General features: G+C 72.5%; 20 protein-coding genes. 11 read left to right on the forward strand and 9 right to left on the reverse strand.

Features of this window, described 5'->3' with window-relative positions:
• Positions 1–101: 101 nt before the first annotated feature.
• On the forward strand, positions 102–1,088 hold the full coding sequence (locus tag IE136_RS08140; protein WP_158992800.1) for an NmrA/HSCARG family protein: 987 nt from the start codon (positions 102–104) through the stop codon (positions 1,086–1,088).
• Positions 1,081–2,517 carry a M20/M25/M40 family metallo-hydrolase gene (locus tag IE136_RS08145; RefSeq protein WP_229818702.1) on the forward strand — a complete coding sequence of 479 codons (1,437 nt, stop codon included), beginning with the start codon at positions 1,081–1,083 and terminating at the stop codon, positions 2,515–2,517. Before IE136_RS08140 ends, IE136_RS08145 begins: the two co-directional genes overlap by 8 nt.
• Here IE136_RS08145 and IE136_RS08150 read toward each other — a convergent pair.
• Positions 2,463–3,821: a preATP grasp domain-containing protein gene (locus IE136_RS08150; protein WP_189599945.1), complete on the reverse strand. Its 1,359-nt coding sequence runs from the start codon at positions 3,819–3,821 to the stop codon at positions 2,463–2,465. The genes IE136_RS08145 and IE136_RS08150 overlap by 55 nt on opposite strands.
• A 107-nt stretch (positions 3,822–3,928) precedes the next feature.
• Between IE136_RS08150 and IE136_RS08155 the strand changes: the two genes are divergently transcribed.
• Positions 3,929–4,249 carry a hypothetical protein gene (locus IE136_RS08155; RefSeq protein ID WP_158992804.1) on the forward strand — a complete coding sequence of 107 codons (321 nt, stop codon included), beginning with the start codon at positions 3,929–3,931 and terminating at the stop codon, positions 4,247–4,249.
• 41 nt (positions 4,250–4,290) lie between these two features.
• Here the strand turns inward: IE136_RS08155 and IE136_RS08160 are convergent, their stop codons facing one another.
• Positions 4,291–4,689, reverse strand: coding sequence for a DUF2267 domain-containing protein (locus IE136_RS08160; protein WP_158992806.1), 399 nt, complete (start codon positions 4,687–4,689; stop codon positions 4,291–4,293).
• A gap of 247 nt (positions 4,690–4,936) precedes the next feature.
• On the opposite strand from IE136_RS08160, the gene IE136_RS08165 reads away from it, so the two are divergent.
• The 4 genes from IE136_RS08165 (at position 4,937) to IE136_RS08180 (ending at position 7,619) form a co-directional block, all read left to right on the forward strand.
• Entirely contained in the window at positions 4,937–5,551 is a 615-nt protein-coding gene (locus IE136_RS08165) for a hypothetical protein (RefSeq protein ID WP_158994947.1), read from the forward strand.
• A gap of 38 nt (positions 5,552–5,589) precedes the next feature.
• Positions 5,590–6,351 carry a class I SAM-dependent methyltransferase gene (locus IE136_RS08170; RefSeq protein ID WP_158992808.1) on the forward strand — a complete coding sequence of 254 codons (762 nt, stop codon included), beginning with the start codon at positions 5,590–5,592 and terminating at the stop codon, positions 6,349–6,351.
• Positions 6,352–6,475: 124 nt separating this feature from the next.
• Positions 6,476–7,033 carry a hypothetical protein gene (locus IE136_RS08175; protein WP_189599946.1) on the forward strand — a complete coding sequence of 186 codons (558 nt, stop codon included), beginning with the start codon at positions 6,476–6,478 and terminating at the stop codon, positions 7,031–7,033.
• Between the two features lie 40 nt (positions 7,034–7,073).
• Positions 7,074–7,619, forward strand: coding sequence for a hypothetical protein (locus IE136_RS08180; RefSeq protein WP_158992812.1), 546 nt, complete (start codon positions 7,074–7,076; stop codon positions 7,617–7,619).
• A 107-nt stretch (positions 7,620–7,726) separates the two neighbouring features.
• Here IE136_RS08180 and IE136_RS08185 read toward each other — a convergent pair whose 3' ends face one another.
• Positions 7,727–8,002: a GlsB/YeaQ/YmgE family stress response membrane protein gene (locus tag IE136_RS08185; RefSeq protein WP_158992814.1), complete on the reverse strand. Its 276-nt coding sequence runs from the start codon at positions 8,000–8,002 to the stop codon at positions 7,727–7,729.
• A gap of 77 nt (positions 8,003–8,079) precedes the next feature.
• Positions 8,080–8,595: a DinB family protein gene (locus IE136_RS08190; protein ID WP_158992816.1), complete on the reverse strand. Its 516-nt coding sequence runs from the start codon at positions 8,593–8,595 to the stop codon at positions 8,080–8,082.
• A gap of 136 nt (positions 8,596–8,731) precedes the next feature.
• Here IE136_RS08190 and IE136_RS08195 point away from each other — a divergent pair, with 136 nt between their 5' ends.
• Positions 8,732–9,871 (forward strand): winged helix DNA-binding domain-containing protein, encoded by a 1,140-nt coding sequence (locus IE136_RS08195; protein WP_189599947.1) that lies wholly within the window; start codon positions 8,732–8,734, stop codon positions 9,869–9,871.
• Positions 9,872–9,927: 56 nt separating this feature from the next.
• On the opposite strand, the gene IE136_RS08200 is transcribed toward IE136_RS08195, so the two are convergent.
• From IE136_RS08200 to IE136_RS08210, 3 genes are read right to left on the reverse strand one after another with little or no spacing between them, the layout of a single operon-like run.
• Complete coding sequence (locus IE136_RS08200; protein WP_189600026.1) at positions 9,928–11,088, reverse strand: oxygenase MpaB family protein; 1,161 nt, start codon at positions 11,086–11,088, stop codon at positions 9,928–9,930.
• 59 nt (positions 11,089–11,147) lie between these two features.
• Positions 11,148–12,233: a polyprenyl synthetase family protein gene (locus IE136_RS08205; RefSeq protein WP_189599948.1), complete on the reverse strand. Its 1,086-nt coding sequence runs from the start codon at positions 12,231–12,233 to the stop codon at positions 11,148–11,150.
• Positions 12,214–12,552 (reverse strand): hypothetical protein, encoded by a 339-nt coding sequence (locus IE136_RS08210; protein ID WP_229818703.1) that lies wholly within the window; start codon positions 12,550–12,552, stop codon positions 12,214–12,216. Before IE136_RS08210 ends, IE136_RS08205 begins: the two co-directional genes overlap by 20 nt.
• A 219-nt stretch (positions 12,553–12,771) precedes the next feature.
• On the opposite strand from IE136_RS08210, the gene IE136_RS08215 reads away from it, so the two are divergent.
• Positions 12,772–14,205 carry a polysaccharide lyase 6 family protein gene (locus IE136_RS08215; RefSeq protein WP_158992822.1) on the forward strand — a complete coding sequence of 478 codons (1,434 nt, stop codon included), beginning with the start codon at positions 12,772–12,774 and terminating at the stop codon, positions 14,203–14,205.
• A 34-nt stretch (positions 14,206–14,239) separates the two neighbouring features.
• Here the strand turns inward: IE136_RS08215 and IE136_RS08220 are convergent, their stop codons facing one another.
• Positions 14,240–15,085, reverse strand: a complete 846-nt coding sequence (locus IE136_RS08220) for an alpha/beta fold hydrolase (RefSeq protein WP_158992824.1) — start codon at positions 15,083–15,085, stop codon at positions 14,240–14,242.
• Positions 15,086–15,161: 76 nt separating this feature from the next.
• Between IE136_RS08220 and IE136_RS08225 the strand changes: the two genes are divergently transcribed.
• Both IE136_RS08225 and IE136_RS08230 read left to right on the forward strand, forming a co-directional pair.
• The gene (locus IE136_RS08225) at positions 15,162–15,785 is read left to right on the forward strand and encodes a sigma-70 family RNA polymerase sigma factor (protein WP_229818704.1); all 624 of its coding nucleotides are present in this window, start codon (positions 15,162–15,164) and stop codon (positions 15,783–15,785) included.
• A 180-nt stretch (positions 15,786–15,965) separates the two neighbouring features.
• Positions 15,966–16,469 carry an STAS domain-containing protein gene (locus tag IE136_RS08230; RefSeq protein WP_158992828.1) on the forward strand — a complete coding sequence of 168 codons (504 nt, stop codon included), beginning with the start codon at positions 15,966–15,968 and terminating at the stop codon, positions 16,467–16,469.
• 59 nt (positions 16,470–16,528) lie between these two features.
• Here the strand turns inward: IE136_RS08230 and IE136_RS08235 are convergent.
• A partial coding sequence (locus IE136_RS08235; protein WP_229818705.1) for an ATP-binding protein occupies positions 16,529–18,596 on the reverse strand: 2,068 nt, incomplete at its 5' end.

The following is an 18,596-nucleotide window of genomic DNA, read 5'->3' on the forward strand; positions in this document are numbered from 1 at the left end:
CCCCGCCGCCCCCGCTCCGGCCGGGAGCGTGGATGTGCGACCCGGATCCGGGTAGGCGCCGCGCGGAGGGAACGGTGTGGAGACCGGAGGAGGCTCGGACCATGACCGGGAAGCGGACCGGGAAACGGACGGTGACCGTGTTCGGGGCGACGGGACGCCAGGGCGGCGGCTTCGTCCGGGCGGTTCTCGCGGACGGTGAATTCGCGGTGCGGGCCGTCACCCGAAGGCCGGACTCCGCAGCGGCCAGGGACCTCGAGCGACTGGGGGCCGAGGTGGTCCAGGCCGACATGGACGAGGAGGAGAGCCTGGGCCCCGTCCTCGAGGGGGCGTACGGGGCGTTCCTGGTGACCAATTACTGGGAGCACACCTCCGCGGAACGGGAGAAGGCGCAGGCCGGGGCCCTCGCCCGGGCGGCCGGGCACGCCGGAGTGCAGCACGCCGTCTGGTCCACGCTGGAGGACACCCGCGAGTGCGTCCCCTTGGAGGACGACCGCATGCCGACCCTGCAGGGCTCCTACAAGGTGCCGCACTTCGACGCGAAGGCGGAGGCCGACCGGTACTTCGAGGACGACGGCGTACCGACGACGTACCTGCGAACGACCTTCTTCTGGGAGAACCTGCTCACCCTGTTCCCGCCGCGGCGGGACGACGACGGCGTTCTCGCCCTCGCTCTGCCGATGGGCGACCGCAGACTCTCCGGCATCGCCGTCGACGACATCGGCAGGACGGCGCTGGCCGTCCTGAAGCGCGGCACCGACCTCCTCGGCGCCACGGTCGCCATCGCCGGCGAGCACCTGAAGGTCGCGGACATGGCCGCCGCCATGAGCCGGCACCTCGGCGAACCGGTCGAGTACCGGCCGCTGACACCGGACGCGTTCCGCGCCCTGGACGTCCCCGGCGCGGAGGAGGCGGGCAACATGTTCCAGTTCTACGCCGACTGCGAGCACCGCTTCACGACCGCCCGCGACATCGACGCCGTACGCGCGCTCAACCCCGCGCTCCAGGACTTCAACACCTGGCTGATCGCCCACCGCGCGGAGTTCGCCCCCCAAGGGCGGGGCGAACGGGAGGCGGACGGCGGTGAGTGACCCGGCCGACCGGGTGCTGCGTACCGCCGTCGTCGACCAGGCGGACTCCATGCTGCGGGCGCTCGCCGCGTGGGTGTCGATCCCTTCCGTCTCGGCGGAGCACGCCCACGCCGTCGACGTGACGCGCTCCGCGCGGTGGCTCTGCGCCGCCCTGCGGGAAGAGGGCTTCCCGGTCGTCGAGGAGTGGGGGACGGACGGCCTGCCTGCGGTGTACGCGTGCCGGCCCGCCGATGACCCGGCCGCCCCGGCCCTCCTCGTCTACAGCCATCACGACGTCCACGCCGTCAAGGAGGAGGAGTGGCGTGAGACGCCCCCCTTCACGCCGGCCCTGCGCGAGGGCCGGCTGTACGGCCGGGGTGCCTCCGACGCCAAGGGGCAGGTCCTCTGCCACCTGTGGGCGCTCCGCGCCCACCTGGCCGCCCTTCGCGGCACCGGCCTCGGCGAGGCGCCCGCGGTGACCCTCAAGCTGCTCGTCGAGGGCGAGGAGGAGACCGGTTCCGTCCACCTGGCGGACCTGCTCGCCGATCACCAGCGAGAACTCGCGGCCGACGTGGTGATGGTGTCGGACACCATGCTCTGGTCCCTGGAGGACGCCGCCGTGTGCACCGCCGTCCGCGGCTCCGTCAACGCCCGCCTGGAGATCCGCGGCGCCGACCGGGACCTGCACAGCGGAGCGGCCTCCGGCGGCGCGCCCAACGCGCTCGACGAACTCTGCCGGCTCCTCGGCGGGCTCCACGACGAGCACGGCCGGGTCTCGCTGCCGGGGTTCTACGAGCCGGCACGCGAGCCGTCGCCAGCCGAACGTGCCGAGCTCGACGCACTGCCCCCGTTCGACCCCGCCGCCTGGACCGCCGCCACCGGAACCTTCGGCATCCCGGGAGACGACGGACGCGACGTCCGCGAACGCGTCTGGTTCCGGCCCTCCGCCGAGATCAGCAGCATGACGGGCGGCGACCCGGAGGGGCCCGTGAGCGGCCTCATTCCGGCCGGCGCGTCCGCGAACCTCCTTCTGCGCCTCGTCCCGGACCAGCGCGCGGACGACGTCGCCGCTCAGCTCCGCGCCTGGCTGCACCACCACGCCCGGGCCTGGTTCCGCTACGACCTGCACGTGTCGCCGACCATCTCCGATCCGTACACCACGCCCTCCGGCCACCCGGCTCTGGCGGCGCTGCGGCGCTCCATGAGCCGGGCCTTCGACGCGCCCGCCCGGCGGATGGGAAACGGCGGCGCGGCACCCGCGGCCCAGCTCTCCCGGAGCCTGGACGCCCCGGTGCTGTTCTTCGGCACCGGCCTCCTCGACGACCGCTGGCACGGCCCGGACGAGAAGGTGGAGGTCGAGGCGCTGCAGCGGGGCGCGCACACGCTCGCCGCCTTCTACCAGGAGCTCTCCGAGGGACCGGACGCCCGACGAGGCAGGTCCCGGACGTGAGAGCCCCGGACCGCAGGAAAGTCCAGGGCCGCCGCCAGCCGGGCCTCCTGCTCCGCCACCCCGTCGCCGTACTCGCCGATCACCGCGTACCGCCAGGAGTGCCCGTCGGGCGGCGCGTCCGCGTACAGGACGACGCCCTCGCCGCGCGCGGGATCGAAGGCGAGGCCGTGCCCCGTGAGCCGGTCGACGGCCTCCTGAAAGCCGAAACGCCGCCGCGCCCGCCCCTTGCCGACCGACCACGCCCGAGGGGGCCGGCCCGACAGGGCGCGGAGCCGTTCGACCATCGCCTGGACCGTGGTGGTGGCGGTACGGCGGACGTTGCTCTCGCCGGCCAGAAGCGTCCCGTCCGTGGTGACCATCGCGTCCAGGCCGAGAGGACCGGCGTAGCCGCACCGCGCCAGATGGCCGCCCATGGCTCTTCCCCACCGCTCCAGCTCCTCGGACACATGCCGGGAGGCGGGCGGAAGCGGCGAGGCGTAGCCGGTGTACGCGCCCCGTGACGTGCGCATCACCCCGCTGTACAGGGGGCGAGTTCCCGCCGGCGACACCTCCAGCTGAACGCTGACCGACTCGGCCACGTCCACGCACTCCTCGACCACCCAGATGCCGTCCGGACCGCCGACCGGCTCCAGGGCGTGCTCCGTCCACGTCGGGTCGCCCCGGGAGACGAAGCGCAGCCCGTGGCCGCCCGCGGAGCGGTCGGGCTTCACGACCACCCGGTCGTACGTCCTGAGAAGCTCGCGCACCGTTTCGTGGACCTCTCCGCGGCGGCACACCCGACCGTCCGGAAGCCGTACGCCCAGCTCGGCGGCGACCTCGCGGAAGCCGGCCTTCGTGTTGAGCCGCCGGGTGACCTCCAGGGCGGCCGCCGCCGCCTCGACCGTGGGAAAGGGCCGCACGGTGACGCCGAGGTCGCGTGCCAGCGTGACGGCGGACGCGTCCAGAGCCGTGGGCAGCAGCGCCCCGCCGGATCCGTCGGCCAGAGTCCGCAGCCGCTCGGTCAGACCCGCCTCGCGCAGCGCCTGCCCCATGGGCACGGCGCCGACGGAGGGCGAACCGCCCGCGGCCGAGGGCACCTCGACGACCGTCACCTCGTCGGCCGGCACCCGGGTGAGACCGCCGACGTACCGCAGGAACGCCTGACTCACCGGTACGGGTGTCACGAGCACGTCTCCCGGCCGCAGCAGCCATGCCTTGCGCGGCGCCTGCTCCGCCCACTGCGCCAGTGCCCCGCTCTCCTCCAGGTCGACCGCCAGGTCGGAGAGGAAGTTGGCGAAGACGACCACGGGCCCGGTTCCGTCCACCGATCGCGCCCCTCTCGATTCCGTCCTGGGTGACCACCTTGCGCCATCCGGCTGCCCCTGCGCACGACCGGCGAAACCGCGGCCCGGCGTGCTCATAGGCTCTTCGTGTGACCGAGAACGAGATCAAGCTCAAGGCCATTGCCGCGCTGACGGGACTGCGCGGAGGCGTGGAGGAGAGCCTCGTCTCCACTCTGCTGGAGGAGGTCATCCCGGGGCAGTTCACGGTGCCCGTCGGCGGCGGCCCGGAGGAGGTCGGCATGGCGGTGCTCAGCCAGCTCTCCGCCCCGCTCTCCGCGCTGGTGAACGGTTTCATCGTCGCCTTCGAGGCGGTCGCCGACGCCTACGACGAGACCGGATCCGGGCCGCGCACCGAACTGATCCTCCAGGAGCTGGCCCTCGTCCTGGCCCGCGACGACGCCGAGGAGTGATCCGTGACGACGCCGGGAAGCGGCCGCGACGCCGGAAGCGGTCAGTCCTGCCGCTGCGGGCGACCGAAGAGCAGGTCGTACCCGGGTGGCAGCTGGAGGAGGAGCCGACGCAGCAGGTCGTCGCCCGCGCAGTCCGCGACCACGCTCAGGACGGCGCTGACGTCCCACTTCGCGGTCTCCTCCGTGGAGCCCTCGATCCACGCGGCGGTCGCCCGCACGAACCGTGCCGTGTCCAGGGGTTCGGCGGCCTGCAGCGGATTGAGCAGGATCAGGGCGAAGGTCTCGGGCAGCCGGGCGGCCAGTTCGGCGCGGTCCGCACCGACCACATGCGCGCCCAGCAGGGCGAGGACGGTGCGGGCGGCACGCTCCGCCTCGTGCGGAGTGGCGTAGTCGCCGCGCTCCTGAACGGACTTGAGGAATGCGTCCCATTGCATGCCCATCGCGGTGTCCCTTGCTGGCGCGTGCGTTCGATTCCGGCCTCGACGCTCAGGTGCCGCCAGGTGCTGCGCGTCACCTACTCACCCTTGTAGCATGTCGTCCAAACGATGACAAGACGACATGTCATTGACCCGGTGACGTACCGGGTGAGGTACCGGGTGACGTAAGGAGGCGAAGGTGTCCCCCGTCGAGAAGACCCCCGTCGAAGAGAACGGACAGGCGAGCGGTCCGACGTCATTCCTCGCCGCCATGGCGGCGCTGCGCACCATCGAGGAAGCGGTACGCGACGCCCACGCGGGCGCCGACGGCGACGGACGGGAGCCCGACGGCGCCTTCCCCGAGCAGGCCCTCGCCGCCCTCCTGCTCCTGCGCAACGTACGCGACCAGCTCGCCGGCTGGGAGTCCGGGCTGATCGAGACGGCCCGCGCGGCCGGCGCCAGCTGGGCCGACCTGGCCGAACCGCTCGGCGTCGCGAGCCGCCAGGCGGCCGAGCGCCGCTACCTCCGGCTGCGCCCCGGTGCCGAGGGCACCACAGGCGAACAACGCGTCCAGGCCACGCGCGACCGCCGGGCCGCGCACCGCACCGTCGCCGCATGGGCCCGTCACAACGCCGCCGATCTGCGCCGGCTCGCGGGCCAGATCGCCTCCCTGCCCGATCTCCCGGCCGAAGCCCGCACCCCGATCGACGACCTCAACCGCGCCCTCGCCGACGACGACGCCGCCAACCTTGTCCGCCCCCTCACCGCCACCACCCCCCACCTGCGCGGCGGACACCCGGAACTGGCCGCCCGCATCGAGGACCTCACCCGGCAGACGGAACGACTGCGCCAGGAGAGCACCGAACAGCGCCGCAACCCCGCCTGACCCGGCGCCGGGCAGGGGGCGATGAGAAGATCTTGTCCATGACACGATCGTTCGAGGAGCTCGTCGCGGAGGCGGAGACGGTTTCCGTCGAGGGCTGGGACTTCTCCTGGCTGGAGGGGCGGGCCACCGAGCAGCGGCCGTCGTGGGGCTACCAGCGCATCCTGGGCGAACGCCTGGCCGGGGCCTCGGCAGCGCTCGACATCCAGACCGGCGGGGGAGAGGTGCTGGCCGGCGTCCCGAAGCTGCCACGGCTGATGGTGGCCACGGAGTCGTGGCCCCCGAACGTCGCCAAGGCGACCCGGCTGCTGCACCCGCTGGGCGCGGCGGTCGTCGCGGACGCCGACGAGCCGCCGCTGCCGTTCGCCGACGCCGCGTTCGACCTCGTCGTCAGCCGCCACCCGGTCACGGTGTGGTGGGAGGAGATCGCCCGGGTCCTACGGCCCGGAGGAGCCTACTTCTCCCAGCAGGTGGGCCCGGCCAGCGTCTTCGAACTGGTCGAGTATCTGCTCGGCGCCCAGCCTGAGAACGTCCGCCGCGCCCGGCACCCCGACGACGCCCGCGCGGACGCGGAGGCGGCCGGCCTCCAGGTCGTCGATCTGCGGTCCGAGTCGCTGCGCACCGAGTTCCACGACATCGGCGCCGTCGTCTACTTCCTGCGGAAGGTGATCTGGATGGTGCCCGGCTTCACCGTCGAGGGGTACCGGCACCAGCTCCGCGAGCTGCACGACCGGATCGAGACCCAGGGCCCCTTCGTCGCCCATACCACCCGGTTCCTCATCGAGGCCCGCAAGCCCGGCTGAGACCCGGCGGACGCACTCCGGAGGCACGCGATCGCGGCGGACGCACACCCGTTTCGGACGCCCCCGAACGGGCAGCCGCGCCGCTGACAGACGTATGCGGAACCGACCGAGGGGGCCAACCCCGATGTCAACAGGGACGCTCTTGGCCATCATCATCCCGGTCGTGGTGGTGCTCGCGCTGATCGCCGTCGCCATGACGGTCGCACGGCGGCGCCGCCGCCTCCGGGACCGCTTCGGGCCGGAGTACGAACGGACCGTCGAGGACGCGGGAAGCCGGAAGGCCGCCGAGCGCGACCTCGCCGAGCGCGAGAAGCGCCACGACTCGCTCGAGCTCCGGCCCTTGGAGGACAGGGAAAGAGACAGGTACGCGCGCGAGTGGAACGGCGTGCAGGAGGAGTTCGTCGACCGTCCCGAGGACGCGGTGCACGACGCCGACCGGCTCGTGACCGCGCTCATGCGGGCGCGCGGCTACCCCACCGAGGACTTCGACCAGCAGGTGCGGGACCTCTCCGTCGAGCACGGCCGCACCCTCGAGCACTACCGAGCCGCTCACGAGATCAACACGCTCAGCTCACGCCGCCAGGCGACCACCGAGCAGCTGCGCGGGGCCATGGTGCACTACCGGGCCCTCTTCGACGAACTGCTCGCCGACGGCCACCGGTCCGGCCCGGCCGAGACCTGACCGTCCGCGAGAGCGCACGGCAGGCGTACGAGGAGATGTCATGCAGCACAACGACATGCCCGACCGCTCCGAGGACAGCGGCCTGACGACCGAGGACATCGCCGGCTTCGGAGACCCGGACGCGGGCGGCGGACAGGAGTCGCAAGCGCCCATGTACCCGGGCGAGGCGACCCGTACGGCACCGGAGACGGAGCCGGCGGAAACGGAACCGATGGGATCGGAGGCAATGGGATCGGAGGGAGCGGGAACGGAGCCTGAGGCGGAGGGGAGAGGTGCGGGGGTCCGTGCCGGTGAGGGTGCCCAGGACAACGAGGACCTCTCGGAACTGCTGTCGGCGGACGACGTGGAAGCCTTCCGCTCCCGCTGGCAGGAGATCCAGAACCAGTTCGTGGACGACCCGCGGGAGGCGGTCCACTCGGCTGACGGCTTGGTCGCCGACGTCATGCGGACCCTGGCCGAGACCTTCGCCGACCACAAGAAAGACCTGGAAGGCCAGTGGAACCAGGGCGAGGCGGTCGACACGGAGAGCCTGCGCAACGCCTTGCGCCAGTACCGGTCCTTCTTCAACCGGCTGCTGACGAAGTGAGACCTGGGCCGGAGGCCGGAAGGAGACGGACGGAATGGCAAGGGGTGGGAAGGGCCGAATCGGCCCTTCCCACCCCTTCCCACCCCTTGCCATTCCGTCCGTGTGCGTCAGTGGCCGTGGCGCGTACGTCCCCCGGCGAACACCCGGTAGACGGCGAGCAGGATCATCGACCCGATGATCGCCGCTATCCAGGTGGACAGCTCGAAGAATCCGTCGATCGAGTCGACGTCGAAGAGGACCTTGCCCAGCCAGCCGCCGAGCAGGCCGCCGGCGATGCCGATCAGCATGGTGATGATGAGACCCCCCGGGTCCCGGCCCGGCATGAGTGCCTTGGCGATCAAGCCGGCCAGCAGTCCGATGACGATCCAGGCGATGATGCCCATGGTGGTCCTCCCTCTCGGCTTGGCGTCCTGCGGTTCTTCTCCCCTCGAATGCGCGGGATGGCCGATTTCAAACGTGTCTAGACGCCCGTGCGCCCGTCGATGAGTTCGCGCACGATGTCCAGGTGGCCGTTGTGGCGGGCGGTCTCCTCGATGAGGTGGAGAACGATCCAGCGGAGGTCCACGTGGCGCCCGTCCCGGATGGGGCGGCTCGCCTTCGCGTTCAGGTCGTGCTCGGACAGCAGGCGGCGGTAGCGGTCACTCTGCTCCTCGTACTCGGCGAGGAGACGAGGCAGCGGCATGTCCCGGGCCAGCCGCATCTCCGGGTCCGGATCCTCGTCGGACGCCTCGGTGAGAGGGCCCTCGGGCTCCTCGCCCAGGAACACCACCTGGATCCAGTGGTGCTCGACCCACCGGAGATGGCTGATCAGGCCGCACACCGTCATCAGCGGTGACAGCGGCAGCGGAGCCTTGCGGGCGTCCTCGGGGGAGAGTCCCTCGCACTTGGCCCGTGCCGTGTCCCGGGCGTAGTCGAGGAAGGTGGTCAGCTGTGTGCGCTCGTCCCATGCGGGAGGCGTATCGGTACGTCTTGTCATCCCGGGAAGCCTCCCGCGCCCGCGCCACCGTGTCGAGCGAATTCCGCCACGTCGAGGCGACCGAGGCCCGCCGCCCTCCCCCGCCGTTCTTCGGGGCGCTGGCGGGAGCCGCCGGTTCAGGGCACAATCCCCGACCGTGAAGATCACCGCGCGGGCACTCAACCGGGCCACCCTCAGCCGCCAACTGCTGCTGGAACGGGCGCCGCTGAGCGTCCTCGAGGCGACCCGCCGGGTGGTCGCCCTTCAGGCGCAGCACGCCGGCTCGCCGTACCTCGCCCTGTGGAACCGGCTCGCCGGCTTCGACCCGCGCGACCTGGACGACGCCTTCGCCGCGAGCTCGGTGGTCAAGGCGACCCTGATGCGGATCACCCTGCACGCCGTCCACGCCGACGACTACCAGGCGTTCCGCCAGGCGATGCAGCCGACGCTGTACGCCGCGCGTCTCGGCCCGCGCTTCGCCCCGGCGGGCCTCACCCCGGCGGACGGCGAAGAACTCGTGCCGCAGCTGCGGACGTTCGCGGACCGGCCCCGCACCGGCGCGGAGATGGAGACGTGGCTGGAGCGGCGGCTCGGCGTGGAGAAGAAGGCCGCAGCCTGGTGGGGACTGCGGGCCTACGCGCCCCTGCTCCACGTCCCGACGGGCGGACCGTGGTCCTTCGGCACCCGCCCGTCCTTCGTCGCCGCGCCCATCGACTCCATACCCACCGGACGGTCCACCGTGCCGGGCGCGCTGCAGACGCTCGTCCTTCGTTACCTGGAGGGCTTCGGGCCGGCCTCGGTCGCGGACGTGGCACAGTTCTCCATGACGCAGAGGGCGCCCGTACGGGAGGCGCTCCGCGCGCTCGACGGCGCTGTCGAGCAGCTCGAAGGGCCCGACGGCACCGAGCTGTTCGACCTCCCCGGCGCGCCGCGACCGCCCGCCGACACCCCGGCCCCGCCCCGCCTGATGGCGATGTGGGACAGCACGATGCTCGCGTACGCCGACCGCGGCCGGCTGATCCCGCCGGACTACCGCCGCCTGGTGATCCGCAACAACGGCGACGTCCTGCCCACGCTGCTGGTCGACGGCCAGGTCGCCGGCGTGTGGCGCCCGGTCGAGAACGGCATCGAGGCGACGGCGTTCCACGACCTCCCGCCCGGGGCATGGGACGGCCTCGCCGCGGAGGCACACTCCCTGGCCGCGTTGCTGGCCGACCGGGACCCCCGCCTCTACAGCCGCTACGGCCACTGGTGGGCCAAGCTCCCGGACGCGCGGGTACGCCTGTTCCCCGGATAGGACCCGCCGCCGCCCCTGCTGCTGACGCCACCCCGTCCGGCTCGGCTCGGCTTCGGCTAGGTCACGGTCGGGGCGGGCGGGGTCCAGCGGCGGGTGCGGGAGAGGCCGGTGTGCACGCCGTAGTCCTTCTTCAGCCGATCGGGGATGGCGTAGTGCATCACCCGGCCGCGGGTGAGGGAGGACAGTTCCAGGAGAGTGGTGAGGTGGCCCAGGCGGTCCAGGGCCCACGCGCCGAGCGGTGAGCGGTCCTCGATCGTCTCCAGCACGCCCAGCAGATGGGGTGCGGCCTTGACGACGGTGTCCCACGACGTGCGGGGGACGTCGAGCCAGTCGGCGCAGGTGTCACCGATCAGATGGCGGATCAGCGCGGAGACGACCGGGTCGAAGAAGGTGCCCGGCACGACCTCCTCGTACAGGTCGATCAACTGCCGGGTCAGGTGGGCGCCCTCCGCGGACGGCCCCATGTGGCGGAGCATGTACAGGTCCAGGAACCGGCGCGCGGCCTCCAGGTCCTTGGGGACGGCGTCCTGGTCGACGCCGAGCATGGCGCCGACGACCCGCCAGGCGTAGAAGTACGCCTCGGCGCCCTCGGTGCTCATATGGACGCCCAGCCGGTCCAGTGAGTCCAGCACCAGCAGGGAGAAGAACATCTGCCCGCCGATCATGTCCTCCTGGCAGATCGGTGTCCCGAGGGCCGCGGTGTCCCAGCTGTTCTCCCGCTTCAGGTGGTGGCGGATGGAGGCGTGCAGCAGGCGCACCTTCTGGGCGGCGGGGAGGAACCGGCTGCCGGCCTCGAACGCGTCGGGCTGCATGAGGTAGACCGTGAACTGGCCTGTCTCCGCCATGCGCTTGGAGGGGTAGTTCAGCCCGTGCGTCGCCGACAGGAGCCGGGCGACGCCCGGGACGAGGTAGCAGGCCGGCATGGCGGCGAAGGAGAGGGCGGTGGAGATGTGCACGTTGTTGTCGACGAAGAAGAGCCGGGCCTTCTCCATCTCCTCCCAGTCCACCCACGCCGGCGGGGCGCTCGTGGCGTGGAGGTACTCCCGGGCCACCTCGGGCAGCCCGTCGGGCAGGTCCTGTCCGACCCTGGAGACGTACCGCATCAGGGTGTTGAACGTGCCCACCTCGCCCCGCTCGAAGAGGGTGGCCACGGTCGCGTCGGCAAGCTCGTCCCCGTCCCTGCGCAGCGCCTCCAGCGACGCTTCCGTATAGGGCATGCCCGTAGAGGTCATGACGTCTCTCCTGGTACGCGTTCGGCACGGATTCGGGTGCGGGGTCAGTGGCGGCGGTGGGCGGCGTCGGCCGCGAGGCCGGTCAGGGCGCAGGCGGCGTCCGCCGGCAGCCGGGCCTGTTCCACGACACGGACGGCGACCCGCACCCGCTGGGCGATCATCTCCTCGACGCGGTCAGGCGCTCCGGTCCCGAGCATGATCGCGCGGACCCGCCGCAGACTGTCCTCGTCGTGGCGGGCGCGGCCCAACAGGCAGCCGAGGGCCTCGCGTTCGTCCGGCGTCGCCCGGCTCCAGGTCTCGGCGAGGAGCGCGGTGGGGCGGTGTCCGTCGAGGTCGTCGGTGTTCGTCTTTCCCGTACGGGCGGTGTCGCCGAACAGGCCCAGCAGGTCGTCCCGCAACTGGAACGCCTCGCCCAGCGGGAGCCCGTACTCGGTGAAGACCTCCCGCAGTTCCGGCGAGGCCCCGGCGAGCGCGCCGCCGATGAGGAGGGGCTGCTCGACGGTGTACTTGGCCGTCTTGTACCGGATCACCTTCAGCGAGCGCCGCAGGTCGGGTTCGGCACCGGTGCGCAGGATCTCCAGGCACTCCCCGGCGATCAGCTCCCGCGCCAGTGCGGCCCACAGCGGGCGCGCCCGGGACAGATAGGCGGCGGGCAGGCCGCTGGTGACGAAGAGCTGCCCGGCCCACGCCATCAGAAGATCCCCCACCAGCATGGCCAGGGATCGTGCCGCCCTCGGCCCGCCGCGGCCGGTCACCGCCGCGCGCAGGGCGATGTGAGCGGTGGGCAGGCCGCGCCGCAGCGGACTGTCGTCGATCAGGTCGTCGTGGACCACGGCCGCCGCGTGCACCAGCTCCATCGCGGCCGCGGCCCGTACCAGCGCGTCGCTGTCCGGCTGCCCCGCGGCCCGCCATCCCCAGTAGCAGAACGCCGCTCGCAGCCGTTTCCCGTACGCCGTGGCGGTACGCAACTGCTCGGCGACCGGCGCCAGTTCGCCGTCGACGCTCAGCAGCTGACCGATCTCGTCGTCGACGAAGCGGTCCAGAACCGCGTCGACACGGCTCTGGAGGACACTCCGCGCATCGCCACCGGCGCCGGGGCGCGGCGTGCCGTCAGCCGTCCCGACGGACATCCCCACCGTCACCCCCGTCCCCTCCGTCGACCTCGTCGGCGCGCCGGGCGGCGACCTGCCGGGCCAGCACCTCCAGGTACGCCGGCGACGAGGGCGCGAGCCGATCGAGAGTCAGACGGTCCAAGGTCAGACGCCCCCGGGCCCTCAGCTCCTGCCGGCCGTCCGCCGCCAACGCGTCCCTGTCCGCCCGGCCGAGCAGACCCCGCAGGCCCCTCGCCGCGCCGACCAGACCGTCGAGGGCCCAGTCCGCCGCCCCCGCGGCGAGCAGCACCGCGTCACTTCCCCTCAGGCCGTGCTCCGGTCCCGTTCCGTGCGTCACCGCATCCCCTCCCGCGTCTCCCCGAGCTGTCCGTCGCCAGCGTGATCGAAGGCGGACGGCGGCGTGCGGTGGATCACCGATCAGGCGAACGGCCGCACTGGTGTGCGCGCTCCGGCCCTGCCCGGTGGGGCGTTGGTGTCAGCGATGCGTCAGCGGTACGTCAGCGGAACGGCAGGGCCGGGCGCCACGCTGGGAGGTCCCTTTCCTCCAGGAGGCCCCATGCACCGCCGTACGTTCCTCACCCGCACCCTGACCGGCGCGGCACTCGCCGCGGTACCGCTCACCACCCTGCTGTCGTCCCAGGCGTCGGCCGCCGAGAAGCGCGTCACGTCCCTGGCCGCGCTTCAGCAGGCGATCAACGCGGCGGCGCCCGGCGACCGGATCGTCCTGGCCGACGGCACGTACACCGTCCCCGCGGGCAGCGCCCTCATCGTCTCCGGCAAGAACGGCACCACGAGCGCGCCGATCACCATCGTCTCGGCGACTCGCGGCGGCGCGGTCCTCCAGGGCGAGCGCGGCTTCGTGTTCAGCGACTCCAGCGACATCGTCGTCAGCGGCTTCGCCTTCCGGCAGAGCACCACCCTGGAGATCCCGGAGAGTTGCTCACGCATCCGGCTCACCCGCAACGACTTCCGCTTCGCCGAGGTCAGCGGTCTCTACTGGGTCGTCGTGAGGGCCGACGACACCAAGATCGACCGGAACCACTTCCACCACAAGGCCACGGCGGGCATCTTCGTCGTCCTCGACGGCCCCACCGGTTCGACGGCCCTGGCCCAGCGCCTGCACCTCTTCAAGAACCACTTCTCCGACCACAGCTTCACCGGCACCAACGGCGGCGAACCGATCCGGCTCGGCGTCAGCGGCCGGGCGCTGTCCAGCGCGCACGCCCTCGTGGAGTCCAACCTCTTCGAGCGGTGCGACGGAGACCCCGAGACGATCTCGGTGAAGTCCTCGGACAACACCGTCCGGCACAACACGATCCGCGACAGCCGCGGGGGGATCGTGCTGCGCCACGGCAACCGCTCGACGGTGGACGGCAACTACCTCCTCGCCGGTGGCGAAGGCGTGCGGATCTACGGCAACGACCATCTGGTCGTCAACAATTACCTCAGCGGTCTGTCGGGCCGCGCCCTGGTGATCGGGAGCGGCACCACCCGCGACCACCATGCCGGGGAGACGACCGACGAGCGGCGGGGCAACGACGCCTGCGACCGCGCGGTGATCGCGCACAACACCCTGCTCCACAACACCGGGACGCTCTCGGGCGAGGACCGGGAACACGAGCCGCGGGGCGTTGTCGTCGCCGACAACCTGCTGGTCGGCAACGCCGGCAGCCTGGTCGCGATGAGCAGGACCAGCGGCTTCACCTGGCAGAGCAACCTCCTGTGGGGCGGTGCCGCCAACGGCACCATCCCCTCCGGCGGCTACACGAGGGCCGACCCGCTTCTCCGGCAGGAGTCCGACGGGGTGTTCCGGCTGTCTGCGGGCAGCCCGGCGATCGGCGCGGCCACGTTCACCGGCCCTGTGGTGGGCGAGGACATCGACGGCCACAGCCGCGGCACCACCCGTGACATCGGCGCCGACGAGTACACGACACTGACCCCGCTCCGCCGCCCCCTCACCCCGGCGGACGTCGGCCCGAACGCCTCCTGAGCGCTCCGGTGACCGCCTGCTGACTCGCCGGGGGTCACGCCCCCTGGGAACCGGCTGACAGGAACGCCGCCGTGGTCGCCACGAAGCGGCCGGCGTCGTCGAGCCACGGATAGTGACCCGCCCCCGGCTGCACGCGCAGCTCGGCACTGGGGAACAGCGCGGCGAACTCCGCCACCGACAGCGGGGGACTGTTCACGTCGAACTCCCCGGCGAGCAGCAGAACCGGTGCTTCGAAGGAGGCGAGCGCCGCGCGCGCGGCCGCCGGCGCGAAGGCGCCCTCGGCGGCGAAGCGCGCGACGGCCTCCTCGTTCTCCGGGCGGCCGGCCGCATGGTGCCTGCGTGCGGCCGCGTCCCACCGTCCGTAGAAGAAGGGCGCCACGGCCTCCCAGGCGCCGCCCTCGCCCCGGGTGATCGCCTCCAGCGCCGCGTACGCGGCCGGGAACCACGGCTCGTCCCGCCGAAGCCGGGCGACCCCCCGGCGCACCTCCCCGGTGATCGCGATGCCGACGGCGCGGCTGCCCGGGGTGATCAGGGCGAGCCTGCCGACGTTCCCGGGGTACCGAGCCGTGTACTGCGCCGCCAGGTTCGCGCCCGCGGAGTGCCCCAGCAGACCGATCCGGGAGAGCCCGAGATGGACGCGGAGCGCCTCGACGTCGTCCACGAGGTGATCGCAGCGGTAGGTGGAGGCGTCTTCCGGGACCGCGGACCGACCGGTGCCGCGCAGGTCCAGGACGATCAGCCGGTGGTGCGCGGACAGGCCGCCGAGGTCGCCGAGGTACGCGGAGTCGGCAGGGCCTCCGGGGACGCAGACGACCGGTGTGCCGTCTCCGGTCACGCGGTAGGCGAGCCGGGTTCCGTCGGGTGCGCTGAAGGTGGGCATGCACGGATCCTGACATTCATAACCCGGTTGTACAACCTAGTTATGAAGACGTGCCCGGCGGGTGTATAACAAGGCTGTGACAGGCGAGCAGAGCGCGTACCGGAACCCCGAGACGCTCACCGAGGAACAGGCCGGGCGGATGCTCGCCTCCATGAACGAGGTCATCCGTGCCGGCGACGAGATGCGCAGGCTGCGCGCCGAGATGATCCAGGTCTTCGTCCATCTCGGCTGGACCCAGGAGAAGATCGCCCGGCTCACGGAGATGAGCCAGCCGGCCGTCTCCAAGCAGGTGTCGAAGCACCGGGAGGGCGGCACGTCGGCCGCGACGGGACTCTCCCTCTCCCTCGACCAGCACGACACCCCGTGGCTGGAGGGGCGCCTGTGGGGCCTGGCCGAGGAGATCGCGGAGGCGGTCGGCGACACCGCGCGCTGCACTCCGTACGTCATCGCCGTCGCCCGGGGGAGGCAGCGCTTCACGCCTCGGACCGTCGACGAGCTGCGCCGTCTCGTCGAGGAGGACCTCCGACGGCACCGTACCGAGCTGCCCGCCGGCTACCGCGACGCGTACGACACGATCAGCCGCGGCCTCGACCTCCCCCCGAAGACCGTCCCAGCCCCCACCGGCACCCCGACGGCCTCGGCCCGCCGCGCCCTCGCCTGCCAGGTCCAGCGGATCCGCCTCCAGGAACCGGAGGCCTAGGAGGGGTCTTCGAACCTGCCCCCTTCCGGCGCGGACGTCGCGAGCCGCCTCGGTCACGGCCCACTTCGGAGAGGTTGCGGAGGCGAAGGCGAGAGGTCCAGTATCGAAGTGGTCACCCCGCCCGTCCCGCGGCGGACCGGGTCCCACCGAACGGCCTTCCATCCTGGCAGGTGAGATGCCATGGAAACCGTCGACAGCGGCAACGGCTTCCGTATCGTCGTGCGGCGATACGGCCCCAGCGTGCACCTGACGCCGTCCGGCGAGCTCGACATGAGCGCCGAGGCCGCTTTCGCGAGCGTGCTGTGGTCCCTGGGGGACGGTGTCGCCGTCGTCGCCTGCGACCTGAGCCAGGTCCCGTTCGTCGACGTCGTCGGCATGCGCTGTGTGCGGGAATTCCAGCGGCGCGCGGTCGCCCGGGGCGCGACCGTGGTCTTCTACGACTGGCAGCCCCAACCCCGACGCCTCCTCGGCCTCCTCGGCGATCCCCACCTCGTGGACGGGACCGCGTGGTTCGACCGGCTGCGGCATGGTGAAGGCCTGATCAGGTCCCTGCGGAAACACGCCCAGACCGGCCGGGCCCTCGAAGCCTCCACCGCCCGGCGGCGCGCCCCCCGAGCCGACACCGGCCGGAGGAGCGCCACCGTGTACGGCATCCGCTCCTACCCGCTCCCGCGCGCCCACTGAGGGCGCCCGGCGGCCGCCGCCGGGAGGCCGCCGTGATCCGAGGACGGACGCGTGGGAGGTCAGGCTCCGAAGATCTGCCGGAGCCCGGCCCGGTCGGTGCCCACCTTCATGAAGACCGCCGACAGCAGCTCCGAGACCTCCTGGACGTCCCTGCGCATCTCCCGCGCGATGGCCGCGTTGTCGAGACCCAGAGCGGCGTGACGGGCCGCCGTGTCCTCCGCGACCGTCAAGGTCTCCTGCTCCGAGGTGTGCAGTCGGCGGGGGCGCAGTCCGGCCGAAGCCAGTTGACCGCGGGCCCGGTCCGCGAGCGCGTCGGCACCGCAGGCGACGGCGGTCTCCAGACCGCGGTAGAGCTGCAGCGCCGCCCGGTGGGTGTCACCGATGGTGTGCAGGGCCGTGCCGTGGTCGACGAGCGCGTGGGCGAGTTCGTAGGCGGCCGGTGACTGCCCGAGATGGGTGACCGACTCCTCCAACTGGAGCGCCGCCTGGGACGCGTCGGCGGCCGTGGCCGCCGACACGCGCAGGGCATGGCCGATCACACCGGACGCCCCGAACGCGCGGGCACGTGCCACCGCTTCGGCCGCCGTGGCGCGCGCCTGGTCGGGGGCGTGGGTGAGCTGGGCGAGGGCCAGGTCGAGCTGCCAGGGACTCCACGACGGGTTACGCGTGCCGCGCAGGTCGAGGCGCCTGCCCGCCGCGACGAGGTGTCGCTCGGCCTCCTCGATCCGGCCCTGGGCCAGCAGGAGTTTGCCCCACACGGCCTGCGGGTCGGGGTAGACGACGGCCTTGGGGAAGCCGTCCGCCAGCTTGTAGGTACGGGCGACCTTCTCGGCCTCGGCAACGTTCCCGCGGGCGAGCAGCGTCTCGATGAGGGTGCCGATCGCGTACCACTGCGCCGGGATGCCGTGTCCGATGCGGTCGGCGATCTGGAGGCCGTTGCGCACGAAGTCCTCGGCCTCGGCGAGGCGACCGCGCCGGTAGCGGACGTAACCGAGCAGCGTGTAGACGAACGACAGGTGCGCGCCGCGCCAGCCCTTCGACTCGAACTCGACGATGCCCGTGTTGAAGAGCTCCTCGGCGCGGCCCGGCTGGTCGCAGTACATGAACGTGACCGCGACGGAGGCCGGCACCTCGAAACCGAAGTCCTGGTCGGTCCAGCTCATCCCGCCGTCCAGCGCCTGCTCGGCGTACTCCAGGGCGGTGGCGACGGGTTCACCGCGCATGGCGGCGTCCCAGGCGCGCAGACCCAGAATGTGGCGCTCGGGCAGCCCGCGGCCGGTGAGCCGCCGGGCGAACTGGGCGAGCAGCCGGGAACGGGCGGGGGAGTTCTCCTCGTCGACCCGGACCGCGTTCCACTTGAACTGTTCGGCCTGCATGCGCAACCGGGTACGTGAGCTCGTGGCGCGCCCGGCCTCCTCGTGGAGGAGGCTCGCGGCCTCCGCCAACTGGCCGGTGTGGGCGAGGGCCTGGGCGAGCCGGTACGTGATCGCCTCCCGCAGCTCCTGGTCCGAGTCGGGCTCCTCCAGGGCGGTCCTGAGCTGGTTGATCGTGGTCGTGGGGTCGTGCAGCAGGTTGGCGGAGCCGAGTTCGAAGAGGACCTCGGCCCGGTCCTCCGCCTCCGGCGGTTCGCGCAGGGCCCGTGCCAGATAGCGCCGCGCGGCGTCCGGGGCTCCCGCGGAGAAGCTGTCGCGCGCGGCCCGGCGCAGCTGCTGCACCACCCAGGGGTCGCCCTCGGGGTGCATCTCCAGGAGGTGACGGGCGGCGGCCGCGGCGCCGTGCCCGTCGTCCAGCAGGGCCCTGGCGGCCATCCCGTGCATCGCGACCCGCACACCGGGCGGGATCGAGCGGTAGACGGCGGTGGCGATGAGCGGGTGGAAGAACTCCACGACTTCCTGACGGCGCACGCTGGTGAGGACGGTCAGGACGCGCGCGGCGCGCAGCCGCTCGATGGCCTCGGCGGCCTGTGCCTCACCGAGGGCCGAGACGCCTCCCACGATGCTGATAGGGACCGCCGTGCCCAGGACCGCGGCGGCCCAGGCGAACCGGAGGGTCGACGGCCCGAGCTGTTCCAGGCGGTCGATCAGTCCGCTGCCCTTGACGGCGGAGGCCAGGTCGCGCAGTTGGGGG

The sequence above is a fragment of the Streptomyces lateritius genome (assembly GCF_014649715.1).
Classification (GTDB): domain Bacteria; phylum Actinomycetota; class Actinomycetes; order Streptomycetales; family Streptomycetaceae; genus Streptomyces; species Streptomyces lateritius.

What these genes read in the sequence shown, in the direction of transcription:
- IE136_RS08215 (WP_158992822.1), top strand. Translation starts at nt 12,772, where the DNA reads ATGCACCGCCGTACGTTCCTCACCCGCACCCTGACCGGCGCGGCACTC.
- IE136_RS08205 (WP_189599948.1), bottom strand. Translation starts at nt 12,233, where the DNA reads ATGTCCGTCGGGACGGCTGACGGCACGCCGCGCCCCGGCGCCGGTGGC.
- IE136_RS08170 (WP_158992808.1), top strand. Translation starts at nt 5,590, where the DNA reads ATGACACGATCGTTCGAGGAGCTCGTCGCGGAGGCGGAGACGGTTTCC.
- IE136_RS08220 (WP_158992824.1), bottom strand. Translation starts at nt 15,085, where the DNA reads ATGCCCACCTTCAGCGCACCCGACGGAACCCGGCTCGCCTACCGCGTG.
- IE136_RS08200 (WP_189600026.1), bottom strand. Translation starts at nt 11,088, where the DNA reads ATGCCCTATACGGAAGCGTCGCTGGAGGCGCTGCGCAGGGACGGGGAC.
- IE136_RS08160 (WP_158992806.1), bottom strand. Translation starts at nt 4,689, where the DNA reads ATGGGCATGCAATGGGACGCATTCCTCAAGTCCGTTCAGGAGCGCGGC.
- IE136_RS08165 (WP_158994947.1), top strand. Translation starts at nt 4,937, where the DNA reads ATGGCGGCGCTGCGCACCATCGAGGAAGCGGTACGCGACGCCCACGCG.
- IE136_RS08180 (WP_158992812.1), top strand. Translation starts at nt 7,074, where the DNA reads ATGCAGCACAACGACATGCCCGACCGCTCCGAGGACAGCGGCCTGACG.
- IE136_RS08185 (WP_158992814.1), bottom strand. Translation starts at nt 8,002, where the DNA reads ATGGGCATCATCGCCTGGATCGTCATCGGACTGCTGGCCGGCTTGATC.
- IE136_RS08175 (WP_189599946.1), top strand. Translation starts at nt 6,476, where the DNA reads ATGTCAACAGGGACGCTCTTGGCCATCATCATCCCGGTCGTGGTGGTG.
- IE136_RS08190 (WP_158992816.1), bottom strand. Translation starts at nt 8,595, where the DNA reads ATGACAAGACGTACCGATACGCCTCCCGCATGGGACGAGCGCACACAG.
- IE136_RS08230 (WP_158992828.1), top strand. Translation starts at nt 15,966, where the DNA reads ATGGAAACCGTCGACAGCGGCAACGGCTTCCGTATCGTCGTGCGGCGA.
- IE136_RS08140 (WP_158992800.1), top strand. Translation starts at nt 102, where the DNA reads ATGACCGGGAAGCGGACCGGGAAACGGACGGTGACCGTGTTCGGGGCG.